This is a genomic window from Pseudomonas sp. NPDC087804, from assembly GCF_044742965.1.
GTDB lineage: Bacteria > Pseudomonadota > Gammaproteobacteria > Pseudomonadales > Pseudomonadaceae > Aquipseudomonas > Aquipseudomonas rustica.
The window spans coordinates 145,450-162,319 of the sequence record NZ_JBIUVN010000010.1; the positions used below are offsets into that span (position 1 = coordinate 145,450).

Below are 16,870 nucleotides of genomic sequence, written 5' to 3' on the forward strand. Positions count from 1 at the left end.
CACAATGTTCAACTCAGCTAACGAGACCCACTTCAGCCTGACGGTGGAAGACTATGTCGGCGACCTGCAAGTGCTGTCGTTCACCGGCACCGAGGGTGTCAGCCAGCCGTATCGTTTCGACCTCGAACTGGTCAGCGAAAACCCCGATCTGGATCTGGAAAAACTCCTGCACAAGCAGGCCTTTCTCGCGTTCGATCCGCAGGGCTCCGGCATTCACGGGCAGATTTATCGCGTCGCTCAAGGCGATGCCGGCAAGCGCCTGACGCGCTACAAAATCTCCATCGTGCCGCAGCTGCAATACCTGCATCACCGCACCAACCAACGCATCTACCAGCAGATGTCGGCGCCGAAAATCATCGCGCTGATCCTCGACGAACACGGCATCAAGGCCAACGCCTACAGCTTCCAGCTCAGCCAGCCGTGCCCGGATCGCGACTACTGCGTGCAGTACGACGAAACCGACCTGCATTTCGTCCAGCGCCTGTGCGAAGAGGAAGGCATTCACTACCACTTTCAGCACAGCGAAAAAGCCCACCTGCTGGTGTTTGGCGATGACCAGACCGTGTTCCAGAACCTCGGCCAGCCGACCGCGTACGTGCAAGGCAGCGGCATGGTCGCCGACGAACCGGTGATCAAAGGCTTCAAACTGCGCCTGGAAACCCGCACCACACGCACCATGCGCCGCGACTACGACTTCGAAAAACCGCGCCTGCAAATGGAAGCCGCCTACAAACCGGATGGCGAGAGCACTGAACCGGATCTGGAGGACTACGACTACCCCGGCCGCTTCCTCGACCGCGCGCGCGGCAAGTTCCTCAGCCAGCGCGCCCTCGAACGCCACCGTGCCGACTACCGTCAGGCCGAAGGGCGTGGCGACCAGACCAAACTGGTCAGCGGCCACTTCATGGAAATGTCCGACCACCCGCGCAGCGAATGGAACGACCTGTGGCTGCTCACCGAAATCGTCCACGAAGGCAAACAGCCGCAAGTCCTCGAAGAAAGCGTGACCAGCGACACCACCAATAACAAGGACGACTTCCATCAGGGCTACCGCAACACCTTCCTCGCCACCCCGTGGGACGTGTTCTACCGCCCGGCCCTCGAACACCCGAAACCGCGCGTACTCGGCAGCCAGACCGCCATGGTCACCGGCCCCAAAGGCGAAGAAATCCACTGCGATCAATACGGCCGCATCAAAGTGCAATTCCACTGGGATCGCGAAGGCCTCGCCGACGACAAAACCAGCTGCTGGCTGCGCGTCTCCAGCTCCTGGGCCGGCGACCGCTACGGCGCCATCAGCATCCCGCGCATCGGCATGGAAGTCCTCGTCACCTTCCTCGAAGGCGACCCCGACCAACCACTGGTGACCGGCTGCCTGTACCACAAAGAAAACCCGGTGCCGTACGCACTGCCGGCGAACAAAACCCGCAGCGTATTCAAAACCCTTAGCTCCCCGGGAGGCGGTGGGTACAACGAACTGCGCATCGAAGACAAGAAAGGTGCGGAGCAGATCTACATCCACGCCCAGCGTGATTGGGATGAGAACGTCGAGCATGACCAGAAGATTCGGGTCGGGAATGAACGTCACGACACGGTTGAGAAAAACACCTACACCGAGCTGAAAGCTGAAGAACACCGCACCACGATTGCTGATCGCAAGATTGAAGCGAAGGCTGACGATCACCTGACGGTGGGGCAGAGCCAGCACGTCAAACTGGGTACGGCGCAGCTGACCAGTGTCGGGAATGAGATTCACCTGAAGGCGGGTGACAAGATTGTGATCGAGGCGGGATCGGAGCTGACGATTCTGGGTGGGGGGAGTTTTATCAAGCTGGATGCGGGCGGCGTGACGGTGGTTGGGCCGGTGGTGAAGATTAATGCGGGTGGGGCGGCTGGGTCGGGGACGGGGATCGGGATTTTGACACCGGTAATACCGTTGATTGCGGATCAGGCTCGGGCGGGGAATACTCTAAAAAATGCAGCTGTTGAAAATTTCTATGGGCAAATGAAGTTCGTCACGAGTACGGGTGTTCCTTACAGCTCAGTAGCTGCGGCATTTATCATTCCTAATAGGACTGCACCATTAACATTTCGAAGCGATGCGGACGGACTATCGCCAAACGTCAAAGCCGAGTCCATCCAAGAAGCAGAAGTGCATTTAATCTGGGATGATTTTGAGGTTCCGGAAGGTTCTGATGATTATGAGAAAGGACGCAAAGCATGAAGCAGGAGCCCATCACCAAATTAGACATAAGCAAAAAACAGGATGCCAGACCACACGAGTATTGTGTGACGTGCGAACAATCCTGGTCTTTTGCTCAGATGGAAGCCGTTAAGCGCTTGAGTATTCGCGAAAAAAGCCTTTTTTCAGGGAAAAGCAAGCTAACCCTGGTGAGTGACTTCAGTGTCAGGGCTGCGCGAATTGCAGGAAACTATGCACGTTTTTACCTCGAGACTGAACCCGGCGGTAGGCCTGAATTAAAAGGTCGATTCTATTGGATGGGCCTTGCCGCATTCGCCAGTAAGCAGGTCATGTGTGGGCTGGACTTCACAAAATTTGCCCAACGAGCTTCTGCACCCCTCGTCGTCATGCCTGCGACTTATGCTGAGGTCAATGCCGCGATTCTGGTTGGGAAAAATGGGTTGGGCAAAGGCAACTTCTGGTTATTTCAGGATATTTTTTGTTGGCATTGGTTATATGTTAAATCTCCCGATGAGTTTATGTCGTGCAAATCTCGTCGTAATGTCGATACCTATGAAACAGAAACCCAAAAGCGCGTTAAAGATTTACCGTGGGCAAGTGCGGCGCTTGGCTCAATAAACAACCTGAAGAAAACCAACGAAATTGATGAGGCGTTTGATTTAATAAAGGCTGTAGAAGCAATGCCCGCGGGCGCCGCGCGGGAAACAGCAAAATTCGAATCGCTTTTAAAAATTGCCGATCATGAACAATTAAAAATTCTGCAGCCGCTTATTTATGATGATTGGACATTTCAAAAAATTCTTGACGGTCAGGCGTTGTCCGAAGGGCTTCCCTACGTTCCGTTGAGATCTGCTGCGTTTGCAATTGCGTGTGATGTAAAAGACTCTGAGCATAGAGTTAAGATGACGGACGACGATGGCAGTCTATATAAAGCCAAAGAACGAATGAAATTCATTCTGGCGATTGCTAAGCAGTACCACAAATTAATGCAGATAGAGACTTGGCGTATGGAGTCGACAATTGCCACCATCGCAAGTTGGGCCGACAAGACATGAAGCACCATCTATTGATTTTGTTAGTTTTGTTAAGTGGTTGTGGTAATGATCAGGGCGAAGTGAGTACTAAAATGGAAAAGAGTAATCCGGTTGTCAAAATTGACGTTGACGGTTCTTTCGATGCTCTGTTTAAAAGCAGTCCTTTGAGGTTCTCCGAGGAATGCCCAGCATCGATGGGGATTTGTTGGTACAAAATAAACATGCGCAGTGGTGATCCATCTATCCCTAACGTTGTTGTCGATGTGGCTGGCGATAACCTCACAGTCGATAAAGTGACCGACATCAGTGTCTCACGAGTGACAGGAGAGGAGAATGTCACGGACTTCGACCTGACGCTGCTCGGGTTGCCTGATAATACGAGCCATGAAGATAACCGTAAGTGGGTTTATGAACTTCTGAATGGTTTCAAATTAGCCGGTTGGAAAAAGTACTTTTACCCTGCAGATCCACGCATTTCGGGAGACGAGTTGGCGAAGATACCGCAGGGAAAGCAAGTCTTTGGTGAGTATCCATTAAGCCATCCCATGTTTGATCCCGATGTTTCACTGGCACTCGATAAGTGGATGGAAGTTAAATCTTTCTACAACTGGTATATGTATAAAGGTAATGAGTTTGTTCATGTGATGGTTCAGCGCAGTGACAGTGATACTGAACCAAAATCTAAAGGCACTTATCTGACTGTCATAGAATTTACCTCTCAAGAAAACACTTGGAAGCTGGATTTTAAGGAGGAGGACAGGGCTGATTGGAAGCAGAAATTCCCTGCTCGACTGAATGAACTGTTAGCGCGCCGAGCAGAAGCTGAGAAACTGGCACGTTTGGCGGGGGTTCAGATTCAGGAAAATTATCAGGCCCCTGACATCGAGTCGAGTGTCCGCCAATAAAGTACGAACGGGTGTTCATTGTTCCTGACTCAGGTCGGCACTCTTTTTCATTTGAAGGCTATTTCCAAATGGCCGGTATTCCATTTGGGAAATTAAGCATGAAGCGTTTTGTATTTTTACCGCTGTTTTCATTTTTGATCAGCGGTTGCGATGATGTCAGTGGTAGCCGAGGCATGGCAGACATTGCCACCAACCGCCCCATTGAAATTAATATGCATGAAGATATTGAAGGGTTAGTCGCGCGTAGTCCTGTAATATTTTCCGAAGGTTGCATGTCAGCAGTTAACATGTGTTGGTATAAGGTTGAAAGATCCTTTGATGACAGCAAACTTCCGACTGTTATTATAGATAAGTCTCTGACACTCGACCACGTCGCTCGTATCAGCATTGCGGTAGATAGGGATGTTGGTAGAAGTGTTGAGGATCTAGATCTTTCAATTCGATCATTGCCAGATAACAGCTTGCATGATGATTACAGGCTGTTCCTTTTTGAACTGATTGATAAGATCACCGCTGCTGGCTGGCAACATTATTATTCGCCATCCGATCCGCGAGTTTCTGGATCGCAGATGGATAAGATTGATACACCAGACTACGTACTGGGCGACTACGTATTGAGCCATCCTTGGCTAGATCCGAGCTATCGTTTAGATCTGAGGCGCTGGTTGAGGATTGGGCGTTTTCATACGTGGACTTTTTTCAAAGACGGTAACTATCTTAAGGTGCAGGCTTGGAGCCGGGATTCGGATGATGCACCTGAGGAGCGAGGCACTTATCTGGTTAGTTTGAATTTCAAAACGCAATCAGAGTATTGGCGCACCACATTTAATACTGATAAAGAGAATGCCCGCTGGACGGAGCTCATGCCGGAAAGATTAGAAAAATATCGGATTATTCGAGAGGCAAGAGAGCAGAAGGCAATTGAAGCGGGTATTGAAATTGATACGAGTTATCACGATCCAGTTATTCAGGCGCTGAAATGAGCGTGCGGTGTTTCGATCAAAACGAGGGCTCGCGATCGGCGCCTATGGATAGCAGGTTTTCCGACGCGTTAGCCAGAATGGTTTCCGTGTCGAGCTCTTCGCAGATGTTAAAGAGGTTGCCTTCGCGGCGGTTGGACGGTTTTTTGGAGTGTGTGGGGAAGTTGTAGGCGAAGGTACGTTTAGTGGCCAGCTCGCTTGGTTCACGCATGCCGCCGTGCTTTGCGGGAAAATTCCTAGGGAGTTGCAGGGCGGAGGATCAAAAGATCGCAGCCTTCGGCAGCTCCTACAGTAATGTATTTCGGGAGGTGTAGGGGAGTGTGACTTGGTGGTCATCGTGTTGGGAAAACGGGGGATCGTCTTCAAACGGTGTTGAATAGTGGCGCTCCAGCGTGAAGTGGTTAAACTGCCCCGGCCGTTCATTTTCCTTTTGAGGCTGTGCGCATGAAATTTCGTTTTCTTCTGTGGATGATGGGTTTGTTGATGGGTAAGGCCAGCCGGACAAATCCTGCATTCCAGCAGCAGTTGGGTGACAAGGATCTGGTGTTTCAGCTGCAGACGCTGGATGGGAAAGTGGCGCGGCATTTTGTGGTCAAGGATCAGCGCATCACCAGCAAGTCTGGCGTGGTGGCAGAGCCGGCGTTTGCGATTGCGTTTAAAGATGCGGGTTATGGCTTTGCGACGATGCAGGCGAAGAACAAGCAACTGGCGTTTATGCAGGGGATTCAGGACAAGTCGATTCAGCTGAAGGGCAATCCGGCGCTGGTGATGTGGTTTCAGGGGTTGATGAAGTATTTGAAGCCGAGGAAGGCTAAGCCGAAAGCCTGAGGGCTAGAAGCTGAAGTAGAAGGGCCTGAGTCGATAGTCTGAGTAGAAGGCCTGAGTAGAGGGCTTGAGTAGAAGGGCTTTTGTGGCGAGGGGATTTATCCCCGATGGGCTGCGAAGCGGCCCCGAATCCTGAGACCTCGGTTTGACTGACACACCTTGTGGCTGGGTTTGCGACTGCTTCGCAGCCGGTCGGGGATAAATCCCCTCACCACAGGGTTTTGTGTGAATCAGCTAGATTGAGTTGGATTCTTCGCGAGCAGGCTCGCTCCCACAGGGGTTTGTGTAAATCCTTGGGGGAGCGGGCCTGTTTTGTTTTAGCCCTGGCTGAATTGCGAAGCCAGTTCGCGCAGCAGGACTTCAGCTTCGAGGACTTTGCTGACGACGTCGTTGGCTTTTTCGCGGGTCAGGCCGACGCGTTCGAGCAGGGCGTCTGGAATGTCTTCATCCGGGCCCGAGCCAATCCCGCGTCCACGCAGTAGGCGCACCGCCAGGCAGACAAGGTTCGGGTATTCGGCGTAGGCGCCGTCGTAGCTCGGATCGTGCTGGAAGCGCAGCGCGGTGGCCAGTTCGTCCGGCATGTCCCAGTAGCGCATCAGCCACGAGCCGATCTGTTCGCGGCTGATACCCAGCAGGTGTTGCTCGATGTAGCTGTGGCACAGGTGCGGGTTGACCTCCAGGTGGCGGCAGATCAGCGAGAAGTGCGGCGGGAACACGTGGGCCAGCAGCAGATACCCGAAGTTGTGCAGCAGACCGGCGAGGTAGGTCAGGCCGGCCTCCGGGCGCTGGGCGCGAGGCATGGCGCGGGTCAGGCCTTCGATGACGGCGGCTGTGTAGATCGACTGCTGCCAGTACGGCGTCGAGTGTTGCGGATGGTCTTTTGGCAGGCTCAGGGTCTTGCCGAGGGCCAGACCCAGCGCGAGGTTGATCACCAGATCGAAACCGAGCACGCGGACGATCGCGTCTTCTACCGAGCGAATCTTGCCCGGCGAGGCGTAGTACGGCGACGCCGCCCAGCTCACCACTTGTGCGGCCAGCGCCGGGTCGGTTTCAACGACGCCGGTGATGTCGTCGATGGTCGCGTTCGGGTCGACGCGCAGCTTGATGATTTTTTGCGCGGTTTCGGCCAGCGGCGGAATCTCGATGGTCGCTTCCAGACGCTGCTGAATGCGCCGTGCGGTAAACGCTTGCACGGCCTGGGTGATTTCCTCGCGGTCATCGTCCGGGCGGTCGAGGTTCGGGCGGATGCTGTTCAGCGCTTCGCCGAAGTTGGCGGCGCTGGCCTTGGTCAGCATGCTTTTGAAGGCATCGCTGGTGATTTCCAGCAACACGCCCGGCTCACCGGAGTTGATCAGCAGCTTCGGCTCGCGCAGCAGGCTTTCTTCGTAGAGGCACGGCGAACTGGTCAGTGCCGGCAGGCCTGGCAGCAGGCTCAGGCTGTGTTTGCCGAGCATCTTTTGCAGGCGCTCGGTCGACACGGCGGTCAGGCGACGGCCCGTCAGTTCGGCGAGGCGATTGAGGTCGAGCAACTGGCTCTGCGGAAACAGCACCATCAGCGCGCCGACAGCGTCGTCCAGCAACACGGCTTGTACCTTGCGCGAGGCATTGAGGCCGTGGTGGTCGAGCACTTCTTCGTAGGCGATCCCGAGCTTGTCCAGCAACAGCCGAATGACAGACGGCGCGTGCGGGGATTCGGGGGCGAGAGCGGCTTCGGTCATGGTCTGTATCCGTTTTTGAAACAATGGCGGGAGTATAACCAGCTTGGTCAGAACGAGCTGTCAGAAACTGCGACGGTGCTCACACTTGGCCGTATTGCTGCCCGTGGCGCAACCAGCGGTCAAGCAAGGGGCTGACGTGGGTCGGCCAGCGTTCCAGCAGCGCTTGCGCCGCGTCACGAACGGCGGGTAACAAGTCGGCGTCGCGCATCAGGTCGGCAACCTTGAATTGCAGCAGGCCGGTCTGACGAGTGCCGAGCATTTCACCGGGGCCGCGCAGTTCGAGGTCTTTTTCGGCGATGACGAAACCGTCGTTGGTCTCACGCATGATGCCCAGACGCTGGCGACCGATCTGCGACAGCGGCGGATGGTAAAGCAGCACGCAATGGCTGGCGGCGCTGCCCCGACCGACACGGCCGCGTAACTGGTGCAATTGCGCGAGGCCGAGGCGCTCGGGGTTTTCGATGATCATCAGGCTGGCGTTGGGTACGTCGACGCCGACTTCAATCACTGTGGTCGCGACCAGCAGTTGCAGGTTGCCGGCCTTGAACTCGGCCATGACGGCGGCCTTCTCGACGGGTTTCATGCGCCCGTGGATCAGCCCGACTTTCAACTCGCCGAGGGCGAGGGTGAGATCTTCAAAAGTGGTTTCGGCGGCCTGACAGGTCAGCTCTTCCGACTCTTCGATCAGCGTGCACACCCAATAGGCCTGACGGCCCTCGGCGCAGGCACCGCGCACGCGCTCGATGACTTCGACGCGGCGGGTGTCGGTGACCAGCACGGTGTTGACCGGGGTTCGACCGGGCGGCAGTTCGTCGAGGATCGAGGTGTCGAGGTCGGCGTAGGCGCTCATCGCCAGCGTCCGTGGAATTGGTGTCGCGGTCATGATCAGTTGATGCGGACACATGCGCCCACCGACGCCTTTCTGCCGCAGCGCCAGACGTTGCTGCACACCGAAGCGATGCTGTTCGTCGATGATCACCAGCGCCAGATTCTTGAATTTCACTTCGTCCTGGAACAGCGCGTGGGTGCCGACCACCATCGGTGTGCCACTGGCGATCTGTTCCAGCGCGGCGACGCGGTTCTTGCCCTTGAGCTTGCCGGCCAGCCACGCCACTTCGATGCCCAGCGGTTCGAGCCAGCGTTTGAAAGTGATGAAGTGTTGTTCGGCGAGAATCTCGGTCGGCGCCATCAGCGCGACTTGATAACCGGCCTCCAGCGCTTGCAACGCAGCTAGGGCGGCGACCACGGTTTTACCCGCGCCGACGTCACCCTGAATCAGCCGCAGCATCGGTTCGTGCTGACTGAGGTCGTAGGCGATTTCGTTGCCGACGCGCTGCTGGGCGCCGGTCGGGTTGAAGCCAAGATTCGCCAGATATTTCGGCGGCAGCTTTTTCGCTTTCGGCATCGCCGGCGCGCGCAAGGAGCGCATGCTTTCGCGCAGACGTTGTTGCGACAGTTGATGCGTCAGCAGCTCTTCGAAGGCCAGACGATGCTGCGCCCAGTGATGACCGAGGGCGAGTTCGTCGACGTCGGCATCGGCGGGCGGATTGTGCAGGTAGCGGATCGCATCGGCCAGCGGCGCGAGTTGATAGTCGCGTGCGAGTTCGGTCGGTAGCCAGTCGGGCAGGGTGTCGGGCTTGAGCATCGTCAGCGTCTGCATGCACAGTTGACGCAGACGCGCTTGGGTCAGGCCTTCGGTCAGCGGGTAAACCGGGGTCAGGGTTTCATCCACTGGCGGTGGTTCGTCGCCGGTGATGGCGCGATATTCCGGGTGGTAGATTTCCAGACCTGAGGCGCCGGGCCGGGCTTCGCCGTAGCAGCGAATCCGCGTGCCGCGTTTGAGCCCTTCTTTCTGCGCGTTGCTGAAATGGTAAAAGCGCAGACTGAGCCCGCCGGTGCCATCCTGCATGCGCACGACGAGGCTGCGGCGGCGGCCCATGACCACGTCGGCACCGCTGACGGTGCCTTCGACCACGGCGTCCTGACCCGGTCGCAAATGGCCGATCGGCACCACGCGGGTGCGATCCTGATAACGCAGCGGCAGGTGAAACAACACGTCCTGGAGATTCTCCAGACCGACCTTGGCCAATTTCTCGGCCATGGCTTCACCGACACCCTTGAGTGCCGTCACCGACACTTGCGACAGCTCAGTCATGACGCTCGCTTAACCGGCCGTAACCGGTGTCGCTGGCTTGGCCACCGAGCACAGGCGAATGGAGTCGGCGAGGATTTCGATGGCTTTCGGCCGTGGGAAACTCGCACGCCAGGCGATGGCCACGGTGCGGAACGGCACCGGTGGCGACAGCGGACGCACTGCGATCACGCCGGGGGCGTAGTGATGGCTGTCAACAGCCGACAACGGCAGGATCGAGATGCCCAGACCGGACGCGACCATGTGGCGAATGGTTTCCAGCGAACTGGATTCGACCGTGGTGTGCTTGGCGCCGTCGCCGCCCTTGGTCAGGGTCGGGCAGGCTTCGAGCACCTGATCGCGGAAGCAGTGACCTTCGCCGAGCAGCAGCAGGCTCTTGTCGTTGAGCAGGCCGGCGTCGATGGTTTCTTTTTTCGTCCACGGGTGCTGGGCCGGCATGAGCACGTAGAACGGCTCGTCGTACAGCGGCAGGGTCAGCACGTCGGCTTCGTTGAACGGCAGGGCGATGATGATCGCGTCGAGTTCGCCGTTGCGCAGTTTGTCGCGCAGCACGTGGGTGAAGTTTTCTTCGATGTACAACGGCATCTGCGGTGCGACCCGGTGCAGTTGTGGAATCAGGTGCGGGAACAGGTACGGGCCGACCGTGTAGATCGCGCCGACTTTCAGCGGTGCGGTCAGCTGATTCTTGCCGGCCTGGGCCAGTTCGCGGATGCCTTGGGCTTGCTCAAGAACTTTCTGCGCCTGGGCGACGATGCCTTCGCCGACCGGGGTCACGCGCACGGCGCTCTTGCTGCGCTCGAAAATCAGCACACCGAGTTCGTCTTCAAGTTTCTTCACGCCCACCGACAGGGTCGGCTGGCTGACGTGGCATTTCTCGGCCGCGTGGCCGAAATGCTGCTCTTGGGCGAGGGTAACGATGTAGCGTAATTCTGTGAGGGTCATAGCAAAGCGTCCATGAAGATGCGGGCCAAGCATACCGGCTGCAATCGATAGACGCACGTTATCAGACTGAGGGCCCAATGCGACTACTGCAAAAAGCAAAAGATCGCAGCCTTCGGCAGCTCCTACAGGGAAATGCATTCCAATGTAGGAGCTGCCCAAGGCTGCGATCTTTTGATCTTGCTACTTAACGGCGGCGTTCGAGGGAGTAAACAAACGGTGCAACAATTTCAATCGAGCCGTTGTTCAGCATGTCAGCCGGTGGCTTTGGCAGCGGTTGTGCGCGGCGGATCATTTCCAGGGTAGCCCGGTCAAGATCAGCGTTGCCAGAGCGGCCCACCAGTTCGAACGACAGCACGTTACCTTCGGCATCCACCACAAAGCGCAGACGGTTCAAGCCTTCCTTGCCGCGTGCCTGAGCACTGGCCGGGTACTTTTTGTACTTGGCCAAATGCGCGAGCAGGGTGCCTTGCCAGCTGGCTTTGGCAGCCATCTGGGCCGGCGACGGGCCTGGTGCAGGCTGGGCGGATTTCTCCGTTGGTGCCTGAGTCGGCTGGGTGTCGGCCGGTTTTTCCTCGGAAGGTTTTTCCTTCGGCGGATCGGGCAGCTTCTTCTCGACCGGCTTCGGCGGTTTAGGCTTCGGCTTCGGTTTGGGTTTCTGCACCGCGATTTCAGCCTTCGGGGCTTCGGCCAGTTTCGGAATCGGCAACTCTTCAACCGGAGCCGGTGGCTGCGGCGGTGTGACGACTTTCGGCGGAGCAGGCGGTGGCGGGGCCGGAACCGGGGCCAGCTCGACCATCATTGCCTGCGGCGGCAATTCGATGGGCGGGCGGGCGGTCCAGTTCAGCGCCAGCGCGATGGCCAGCGCATGAACGCCCAGCACCACGGCCAGGCTACCGCTGTAACGCGTCAGCTTATGGCGCGTCGTGATCATTTCTTGGCTGCCGTCTCAAGTCCTACCAGGCCGACCTTCAGGTAACCGGCGGAACGCAGGTTATCCATCACGCTCATCAGGTCGCCGTAATCCACGCCTTTGTCAGCCTGGAAGAAGATGGTGGTGTCTTTCTTGCCCTTGGTTCTGGCGTCGAGTGTGGCACCCAGTGCTTCGGGCTTCACTTCGTCTTCGCCGAGGAACAGGCGCTGATCAGCTTTTACGCTGAGGAACACCGGTTTCTCTGGCCGCGGCGCCGGTTTGGCGGTCGAGGCAGGCAGGTCGACTTTGATGTCCACGGTGGCCAACGGAGCGGCCACCATGAAGATGATTAACAGCACCAGCATCACGTCGATAAACGGCGTGACGTTGATTTCGTGGTTCTCGGCCAGATCGTCGTCTGCGCCTTCTTTCAAATGCAGGCCCATGGCCGATTACCCCACTTTAACCATGTGCGGCTGCGAGCTGCGCTCAGGCTGGTGGTCGAGGTCGCGGCTGACCAGCAACAGGACTTCTGCCGAAGCATCGGAAACCTGCGCCTTGTAACCGGCGATCGAGCGGGCGAAGACGTTGTAGATCACAACCGCTGGAATCGCTGCAACCAGACCCAGTGCGGTGGCCAGCAGGGCTTCAGCAATACCCGGTGCCACAACGGCGAGGTTGGTGGTCTGGGTTTTGGCGATGCCGATGAAGGAGTTCATGATGCCCCACACGGTACCGAACAGACCGACAAACGGCGCGGTGGAACCGATGGTGGCGAGGACGCCGGTGCCGCTGCTCATGTTGCGACCGCAGGCTGCAACCAGACGCTCAAGACGGAAGCTGACGCGTTCCTTGATGCCTTCTTTCTCGCGGCTGTTGACCGACAGGCGCATCTCTTCGAGCGCGTCGTGCACCAGCAGGTTGGCGAGGGTGCCTTCCTTGCCGGCGGTCGCGCTTGCTTCTTTAAGGGTGGTGGCTTTCTTCAGGGCAGCGATTTCGCCACGCAGACGACGCTTGGCGCCCATCAGCTCAAAGCCTTTGGCGATCCAGATGGTCCAGGTGATGATGGACGCGATGGCCAGACCGATCATCACGATTTTGACGATGATGTCAGCGTTCTGGTACATGCCCCACGGCGACAGGTCGTGGGCCATGCCCAGCGTGTTGTCGGCTTCGAGAACTTCAGGAACGTCGGCAGCGTCTACCGCTTGCACTGGATCGGTTGCAGTCGGTGCGGCAGCCGGGGCGGTGGCAGGCGCGTCAGCAGCAGGAGCGTGCTGTTCGGTCGCGGCCGGTGCGGCTGGCGCTTGCGCGTCAGCGAAGGCGGCGGTCGGTGCCAGCATCAGGCTGAGCAGCAGAGCCGCCACTGCGCTCCAGGCGCGAGGTCGTTGGGTTGGCGAAGCGGGGTTTTGATTACGTGTCATGCTGGCCGGACCTGAGATAGAAAAACGATGATGCTCTTCCAGGCCTCGTGAGGCCGAGAACAAAAGTGGCAGGCATTATTGCAAGTAATTCTTGTTAACAAAAGTAATAGAGTATCTTTTTTTCCTTGATTGCTAGCCGCTCGTCATTCGCCGGGCCTAGTCTGTCGCTTTCCGATGGGAGTTTTCTGATGTCTGCGCCTTCTGTTCTGATTGCCGGTTGTGGCGATATTGGTAGTCGTCTGGCCACGCAATTGCTGGCCGCTGGCTGGGAAGTCCATGGCTTGCGCCGGGATGTGTCACGTTTGCCGGACGGTGTCATTGGTGTTGCCGGGGATCTCTTTAATGAAGATTGCCCGGACACTTGGCCGATCGGTGCGGTGGATTACCTGGTGTATTGCGCTGCTGCGACGAATCACGATGAAGCCGGGTACCGCGCGGCTTATGTGCAGGGTTTGCAGAATGTTTTGAGCTGGCTGGATGACTATGGCCAGGTGCCGGAGCGGCTGTTGTTTGTATCCAGCAGCAGTGTTTATGGGCAGATGGATGGCGAGTGGGTGGACGAGACCTCAGCGACAGTGGCCAGCGGTTTCTCCGGACGGTTGATGCTTGAGGCTGAGCAAGTCGCGCTCAAAAGCGGTATCCCGGCGAGCATCCTGCGCCTGACCGGTATTTACGGCCCTGGCCGCGAGCGTCTGCTGACGCAGGTTCGCGAGGGTTATCGCGTCGCCGTCGAACCACCGCTATATGGCAATCGCATTCACGCGGATGACGCGGCGGGTCTGCTGAAGTTTTTGCTCGAGGCGGATCGGCAGGGGACTGCGCTGGAGAACATCTACATCGGCGTCGACAATGCACCGGCACCGTTGGCCGAAGTGGTCGACTGGTTGCGCGAGTATTTGGGCGTGACCGAGTGGGCGGCAGAGGCGAGCGTGCGGCGCACGGGCAGCAAGCGCTGCAGCAATGCCCGGGCAAAGGCCCTCGGCTGGACGCCAACATACCCAAGCTACCGCGAAGGCTACGCCGCGATCCTAGAAGGCCGCTAAAAGCAAAAGATCGCAGCCTTCGGCAGCTCCTACTTGGAATGCGTTTCCTGTAGGAGCTGCCGAAGGCTGCGATCTTTTCAGCGGTTTACTGTTTCTCGAGCAACCACTTGCGAGCACCCGGTGTGAACTGCGGCTGTTCATCCGCCAGCGCGGAGTTCACCGCTTGTAGGATTTCCAGCTCTTTGCCCTTGCGCACAAAGATCCAGTTATTGCCCTGACCGTTCTGCTGCAGCCACATGCTGTCGTTGCCGTTGCTCATCGACGCGCAATCGCCCGCCAGGCACAGCGCATATCGATCGGCACCCGGCAATCCGGACACCTGGCCATCGGCCTGGAATTGCACGGTGGCGCCTTCGCCCTCACCGCTGGTGATTTTCCAGCTGCCGCCCATGTAGGCGGAATACAGCGCACGCTCGAAACTGGCACCGATCGGCGCGCCTTCCGGTACCGGAATCGGTGCGCGATCGAACAGTTGCTCGGGTTCGTTATCGCCGGCGGCCTGTTGCAGTTGGCTGCCGTCACGTTTCAACGCGCTGGCGGAGCTGCCATAGAAGTCGACTTTCCAGGTGCCGGACTCTTCGCCCAGCAGCCGTCCTTCGACGTTCTCAAAACCGTTGGTGTAGCGGGCCTGACTGGCCTTGGTGTTGACGTCCCACTCAAGGTTCGGGCCGTAAGCCTGAAGTGCTTCGCGCAGGGGGCCGCCCTTGGCTGCAGCATTGATCGCCACCTGATTGATCCAGGTGCCGCTGATGTCACGGTCGACAGGGTTGCTGGCGCAGCCGCCGAGGAAGAGGGCGAGCAGCGGAAGAGCTAGCGCTTTGCGCATGGTGGAATCCTTTCAAAACCTTTTCTTGCAGAGCAGTCGGCGCGGCGTTTGAAGGCCGCGCCGTGCGCATCACTCGATGACCAGAATGGCATCCATTTCAACCTGCGAACCCTTTGGCAGGGCAGCAACGCCAATGGCGGCGCGGGCCGGGTACGGCTGGTCGAAGTATTTGCCCATGATCTCGTTAACCTTGGCGAAGTGGCTCAGGTCGGTGAGGAAGATGTTCAGTTTGACGATGTCCTTGAACGAACCACCAGCGGCTTCGGCCACGGCTTTGAGGTTCTCGAACACCTGGACGGTCTGGGCTTCGAAGCCTTCAACCAGTTCCATGGTTTTTGGGTCCAGAGGAATCTGACCCGACATGTAAACAGTGTTGCCGGCCTTGATCGCCTGGGAGTAAGTACCGATGGCGGCCGGGGCCTTGTCGCTGGTGATAACAGTCTTGGTCATGTAGGACTCCTTGTTAGGGTTGCGTTATGCACGCATGCGGGTGATGCGGATCACCCCGGTCAAGGCGCGCAGTTTCTTGATCACGCGGGCCAGGTGCACTCGGTCGTGGACGCTGACCACCAACTGGACAACGCTGATGCGACCATCGCGTTCGTCCATGCTGATTTTCTCGATATTGCCGTCGTCTTCGTTGAAGCTGCTGGCCAGCAGAGCGATCAGGCCGCGCTGGTGTTCCAGCTCGACGCGCAGTTCGACGTTGAATTCGCCGGTGACATCCTTGGCCCACGAGAGCTGGATGCATTTTTCCGGGTTGTGCCGGATTTCGCTGATGTTGCGGCAGTTGTCCAGGTGCACGACCATGCCTTTGCCCGCCGACAGGTGCCCGACAATCGGGTCGCCCGGGATCGGCGTGCAGCACTTGGCGTAGCTCAGCACCAGACCTTCGGTGCCGCGAATCGCCAGCGGGCCTTCCGGGCTTGGCAACTGTTCGCCTTCGCCGAGCAGGCGGCGGGCGACGACGTAGGCCATGCGGTTGCCCAGGCCAATGTCTTCAAGCAAATCTTCGATCAGTTCGAGGCGGTACTCGGTGAGCATCGCTTTGACGCGTTCGGCCTGGACTTTCTCCAGCGAACTGTCGAAACCGTTGAGCACCTTGTTCAGCAGGCGTTCGCCGAGGCTGATGGACTCGGAACGGCGCTGCAGTTTCAGCGCATGGCGGATGTGCGTGCGGGCCTTGCCGGTCACTACGAAATTCAGCCATGCCGGATTTGGACGAGCGCCGGGTGCGCTGACGATCTCGACCGTGGAGCCGCTTTGCAGCGGTTCGGACAGCGGCGCGAGACGACGGTTGATCCGGCAGGCAATGCAGCTGTTGCCGACGTCGGTGTGTACCGCGTAAGCAAAGTCGACCGCCGTGGAGCCTTTCGGCAGCTCCATGATCCGGCCTTTCGGCGTGAACACGTAGACCTCGTCCGGGAACAGGTCGATCTTCACGCTCTCGATGAATTCCAGCGAGTTGCCGGCGCGTTGCTGCATTTCCAGCACGCCTTTGACCCACTGGCGGGCGCGGGCGTGAGTGCCTTTCGGCTGCTCGTCACCACTGGATTTGTACAGCCAATGGGCGGCGATGCCGTTGTTGGCCATCTCTTCCATTTCGCGGGTACGGATCTGAATCTCGATCGGTACACCGTGCATGCCGAACAACGTGGTGTGCAGCGACTGATAGCCGTTGGCTTTAGGGATCGCGATGTAATCCTTGAAGCGCCCCGGCAACGGTTTGTACAAATTATGTACAGCGCCTAGCACGCGGTAGCAGGTATCGACCTTGTCGACGATGATCCGGAACGCGTAGACGTCCATGATCTCGTTGAAGGCCCGACGCTTTCCGCTCATTTTCTTGTAGATGCCGTAGATGTGTTTCTGACGAACGCTGACTTCGCACTGGATGCCGTCGATGGC

The 16,870-nt window shown here is 57.9% G+C and carries 16 protein-coding genes; 6 read left to right on the plus strand and 10 right to left on the minus strand.

Going from position 1 to position 16,870, the window contains the following annotated elements:
- Positions 1-4: 4 nt before the first annotated feature.
- The 4 genes from ACIOMO_RS15820 (at position 5) to ACIOMO_RS15835 (ending at position 5,125) form a co-directional block, all read left to right on the plus strand.
- A complete protein-coding gene (locus ACIOMO_RS15820) occupies positions 5-2,224 on the plus strand; it encodes a type VI secretion system tip protein VgrG (protein ID WP_401241894.1) in 2,220 nt (739 codons plus the stop codon).
- A complete protein-coding gene (locus ACIOMO_RS15825; protein ID WP_401241897.1) occupies positions 2,221-3,258 on the plus strand; it encodes a DUF2515 family protein in 1,038 nt (345 codons plus the stop codon). The genes ACIOMO_RS15820 and ACIOMO_RS15825 overlap by 4 nt, the downstream gene beginning before the upstream one ends.
- Complete coding sequence (locus tag ACIOMO_RS15830) at positions 3,255-4,142, plus strand: hypothetical protein (protein WP_156316193.1); 888 nt, start codon at positions 3,255-3,257, stop codon at positions 4,140-4,142. The genes ACIOMO_RS15825 and ACIOMO_RS15830 overlap by 4 nt, the downstream gene beginning before the upstream one ends.
- 68 nt (positions 4,143-4,210) lie before the next feature.
- Positions 4,211-5,125: a hypothetical protein gene (locus ACIOMO_RS15835; protein WP_401241900.1), complete on the plus strand. Its 915-nt coding sequence runs from the start codon at positions 4,211-4,213 to the stop codon at positions 5,123-5,125.
- Between the two features lie 16 nt (positions 5,126-5,141).
- On the opposite strand, the gene ACIOMO_RS15840 is transcribed toward ACIOMO_RS15835, so the two are convergent.
- Positions 5,142-5,333 (minus strand): hypothetical protein, encoded by a 192-nt coding sequence (locus tag ACIOMO_RS15840; protein ID WP_401241902.1) that lies wholly within the window; start codon positions 5,331-5,333, stop codon positions 5,142-5,144.
- Between the two features lie 233 nt (positions 5,334-5,566).
- Between ACIOMO_RS15840 and ACIOMO_RS15845 the strand changes: the two genes are divergently transcribed.
- On the plus strand, positions 5,567-5,950 hold the full coding sequence (locus ACIOMO_RS15845; RefSeq protein ID WP_039757355.1) for a helicase: 384 nt from the start codon (positions 5,567-5,569) through the stop codon (positions 5,948-5,950).
- A gap of 314 nt (positions 5,951-6,264) precedes the next feature.
- Here ACIOMO_RS15845 and ACIOMO_RS15850 read toward each other — a convergent pair whose 3' ends face one another.
- The 6 genes from ACIOMO_RS15850 to exbB all read right to left on the minus strand — a co-directional run bounded on the left by ACIOMO_RS15850 (position 6,265) and on the right by exbB (position 13,093).
- Positions 6,265-7,665 carry an aminoacyl-tRNA deacylase and HDOD domain-containing protein gene (locus ACIOMO_RS15850; protein WP_401241905.1) on the minus strand — a complete coding sequence of 467 codons (1,401 nt, stop codon included), beginning with the start codon at positions 7,663-7,665 and terminating at the stop codon, positions 6,265-6,267.
- A 79-nt stretch (positions 7,666-7,744) separates the two neighbouring features.
- Complete coding sequence (gene recG / locus ACIOMO_RS15855) at positions 7,745-9,820, minus strand: ATP-dependent DNA helicase RecG (protein ID WP_053125064.1); 2,076 nt, start codon at positions 9,818-9,820, stop codon at positions 7,745-7,747.
- A gap of 9 nt (positions 9,821-9,829) precedes the next feature.
- Complete coding sequence (locus ACIOMO_RS15860) at positions 9,830-10,759, minus strand: hydrogen peroxide-inducible genes activator (RefSeq protein ID WP_053125062.1); 930 nt, start codon at positions 10,757-10,759, stop codon at positions 9,830-9,832.
- Positions 10,760-10,943: 184 nt separating this feature from the next.
- Positions 10,944-11,690 (minus strand): energy transducer TonB, encoded by a 747-nt coding sequence (locus tag ACIOMO_RS15865; RefSeq protein WP_038359287.1) that lies wholly within the window; start codon positions 11,688-11,690, stop codon positions 10,944-10,946.
- Complete coding sequence (gene exbD / locus ACIOMO_RS15870; protein ID WP_053125060.1) at positions 11,687-12,115, minus strand: TonB system transport protein ExbD; 429 nt, start codon at positions 12,113-12,115, stop codon at positions 11,687-11,689. The genes ACIOMO_RS15865 and exbD overlap by 4 nt, the downstream gene beginning before the upstream one ends.
- Before the next feature lie 6 nt (positions 12,116-12,121).
- The gene (gene exbB, locus ACIOMO_RS15875; RefSeq protein WP_400754685.1) at positions 12,122-13,093 is read right to left on the minus strand and encodes a tonB-system energizer ExbB; all 972 of its coding nucleotides are present in this window, start codon (positions 13,091-13,093) and stop codon (positions 12,122-12,124) included.
- Positions 13,094-13,281: 188 nt separating this feature from the next.
- Here exbB and ACIOMO_RS15880 point away from each other — a divergent pair, with 188 nt between their 5' ends.
- Positions 13,282-14,136, plus strand: coding sequence for an SDR family oxidoreductase (locus ACIOMO_RS15880; RefSeq protein WP_401241909.1), 855 nt, complete (start codon positions 13,282-13,284; stop codon positions 14,134-14,136).
- Positions 14,137-14,221: 85 nt separating this feature from the next.
- Here ACIOMO_RS15880 and ACIOMO_RS15885 read toward each other — a convergent pair whose 3' ends face one another.
- The 3 genes from ACIOMO_RS15885 to ACIOMO_RS15895 form a co-directional block, all read right to left on the minus strand.
- Complete coding sequence (locus tag ACIOMO_RS15885) at positions 14,222-14,962, minus strand: hypothetical protein (protein WP_401241912.1); 741 nt, start codon at positions 14,960-14,962, stop codon at positions 14,222-14,224.
- A gap of 69 nt (positions 14,963-15,031) precedes the next feature.
- The gene (locus tag ACIOMO_RS15890) at positions 15,032-15,412 is read right to left on the minus strand and encodes a RidA family protein (protein ID WP_003229509.1); all 381 of its coding nucleotides are present in this window, start codon (positions 15,410-15,412) and stop codon (positions 15,032-15,034) included.
- A gap of 24 nt (positions 15,413-15,436) precedes the next feature.
- The coding region (locus ACIOMO_RS15895) for a RelA/SpoT family protein (RefSeq protein WP_401241915.1) at positions 15,437-16,870 on the minus strand (1,434 nt) is incomplete at its 5' end.

Coding starts and splice junctions, on each gene's coding strand:
- ACIOMO_RS15820 (WP_401241894.1), top strand. CDS start 5: ATGTTCAACTCAGCTAACGAGACCCACTTCAGCCTGACGGTGGAAGAC.
- ACIOMO_RS15825 (WP_401241897.1), top strand. CDS start 2,221: ATGAAGCAGGAGCCCATCACCAAATTAGACATAAGCAAAAAACAGGAT.
- ACIOMO_RS15830 (WP_156316193.1), top strand. CDS start 3,255: ATGAAGCACCATCTATTGATTTTGTTAGTTTTGTTAAGTGGTTGTGGT.
- ACIOMO_RS15835 (WP_401241900.1), top strand. CDS start 4,211: ATGGCCGGTATTCCATTTGGGAAATTAAGCATGAAGCGTTTTGTATTT.
- ACIOMO_RS15840 (WP_401241902.1), bottom strand. CDS start 5,333: ATGCGTGAACCAAGCGAGCTGGCCACTAAACGTACCTTCGCCTACAAC.
- ACIOMO_RS15845 (WP_039757355.1), top strand. CDS start 5,567: ATGAAATTTCGTTTTCTTCTGTGGATGATGGGTTTGTTGATGGGTAAG.
- ACIOMO_RS15850 (WP_401241905.1), bottom strand. CDS start 7,665: ATGACCGAAGCCGCTCTCGCCCCCGAATCCCCGCACGCGCCGTCTGTC.
- recG (WP_053125064.1), bottom strand. CDS start 9,820: ATGACTGAGCTGTCGCAAGTGTCGGTGACGGCACTCAAGGGTGTCGGT.
- ACIOMO_RS15860 (WP_053125062.1), bottom strand. CDS start 10,759: ATGACCCTCACAGAATTACGCTACATCGTTACCCTCGCCCAAGAGCAG.
- ACIOMO_RS15865 (WP_038359287.1), bottom strand. CDS start 11,690: ATGATCACGACGCGCCATAAGCTGACGCGTTACAGCGGTAGCCTGGCC.
- exbD (WP_053125060.1), bottom strand. CDS start 12,115: ATGGGCCTGCATTTGAAAGAAGGCGCAGACGACGATCTGGCCGAGAAC.
- exbB (WP_400754685.1), bottom strand. CDS start 13,093: ATGACACGTAATCAAAACCCCGCTTCGCCAACCCAACGACCTCGCGCC.
- ACIOMO_RS15880 (WP_401241909.1), top strand. CDS start 13,282: ATGTCTGCGCCTTCTGTTCTGATTGCCGGTTGTGGCGATATTGGTAGT.
- ACIOMO_RS15885 (WP_401241912.1), bottom strand. CDS start 14,962: ATGCGCAAAGCGCTAGCTCTTCCGCTGCTCGCCCTCTTCCTCGGCGGC.
- ACIOMO_RS15890 (WP_003229509.1), bottom strand. CDS start 15,412: ATGACCAAGACTGTTATCACCAGCGACAAGGCCCCGGCCGCCATCGGT.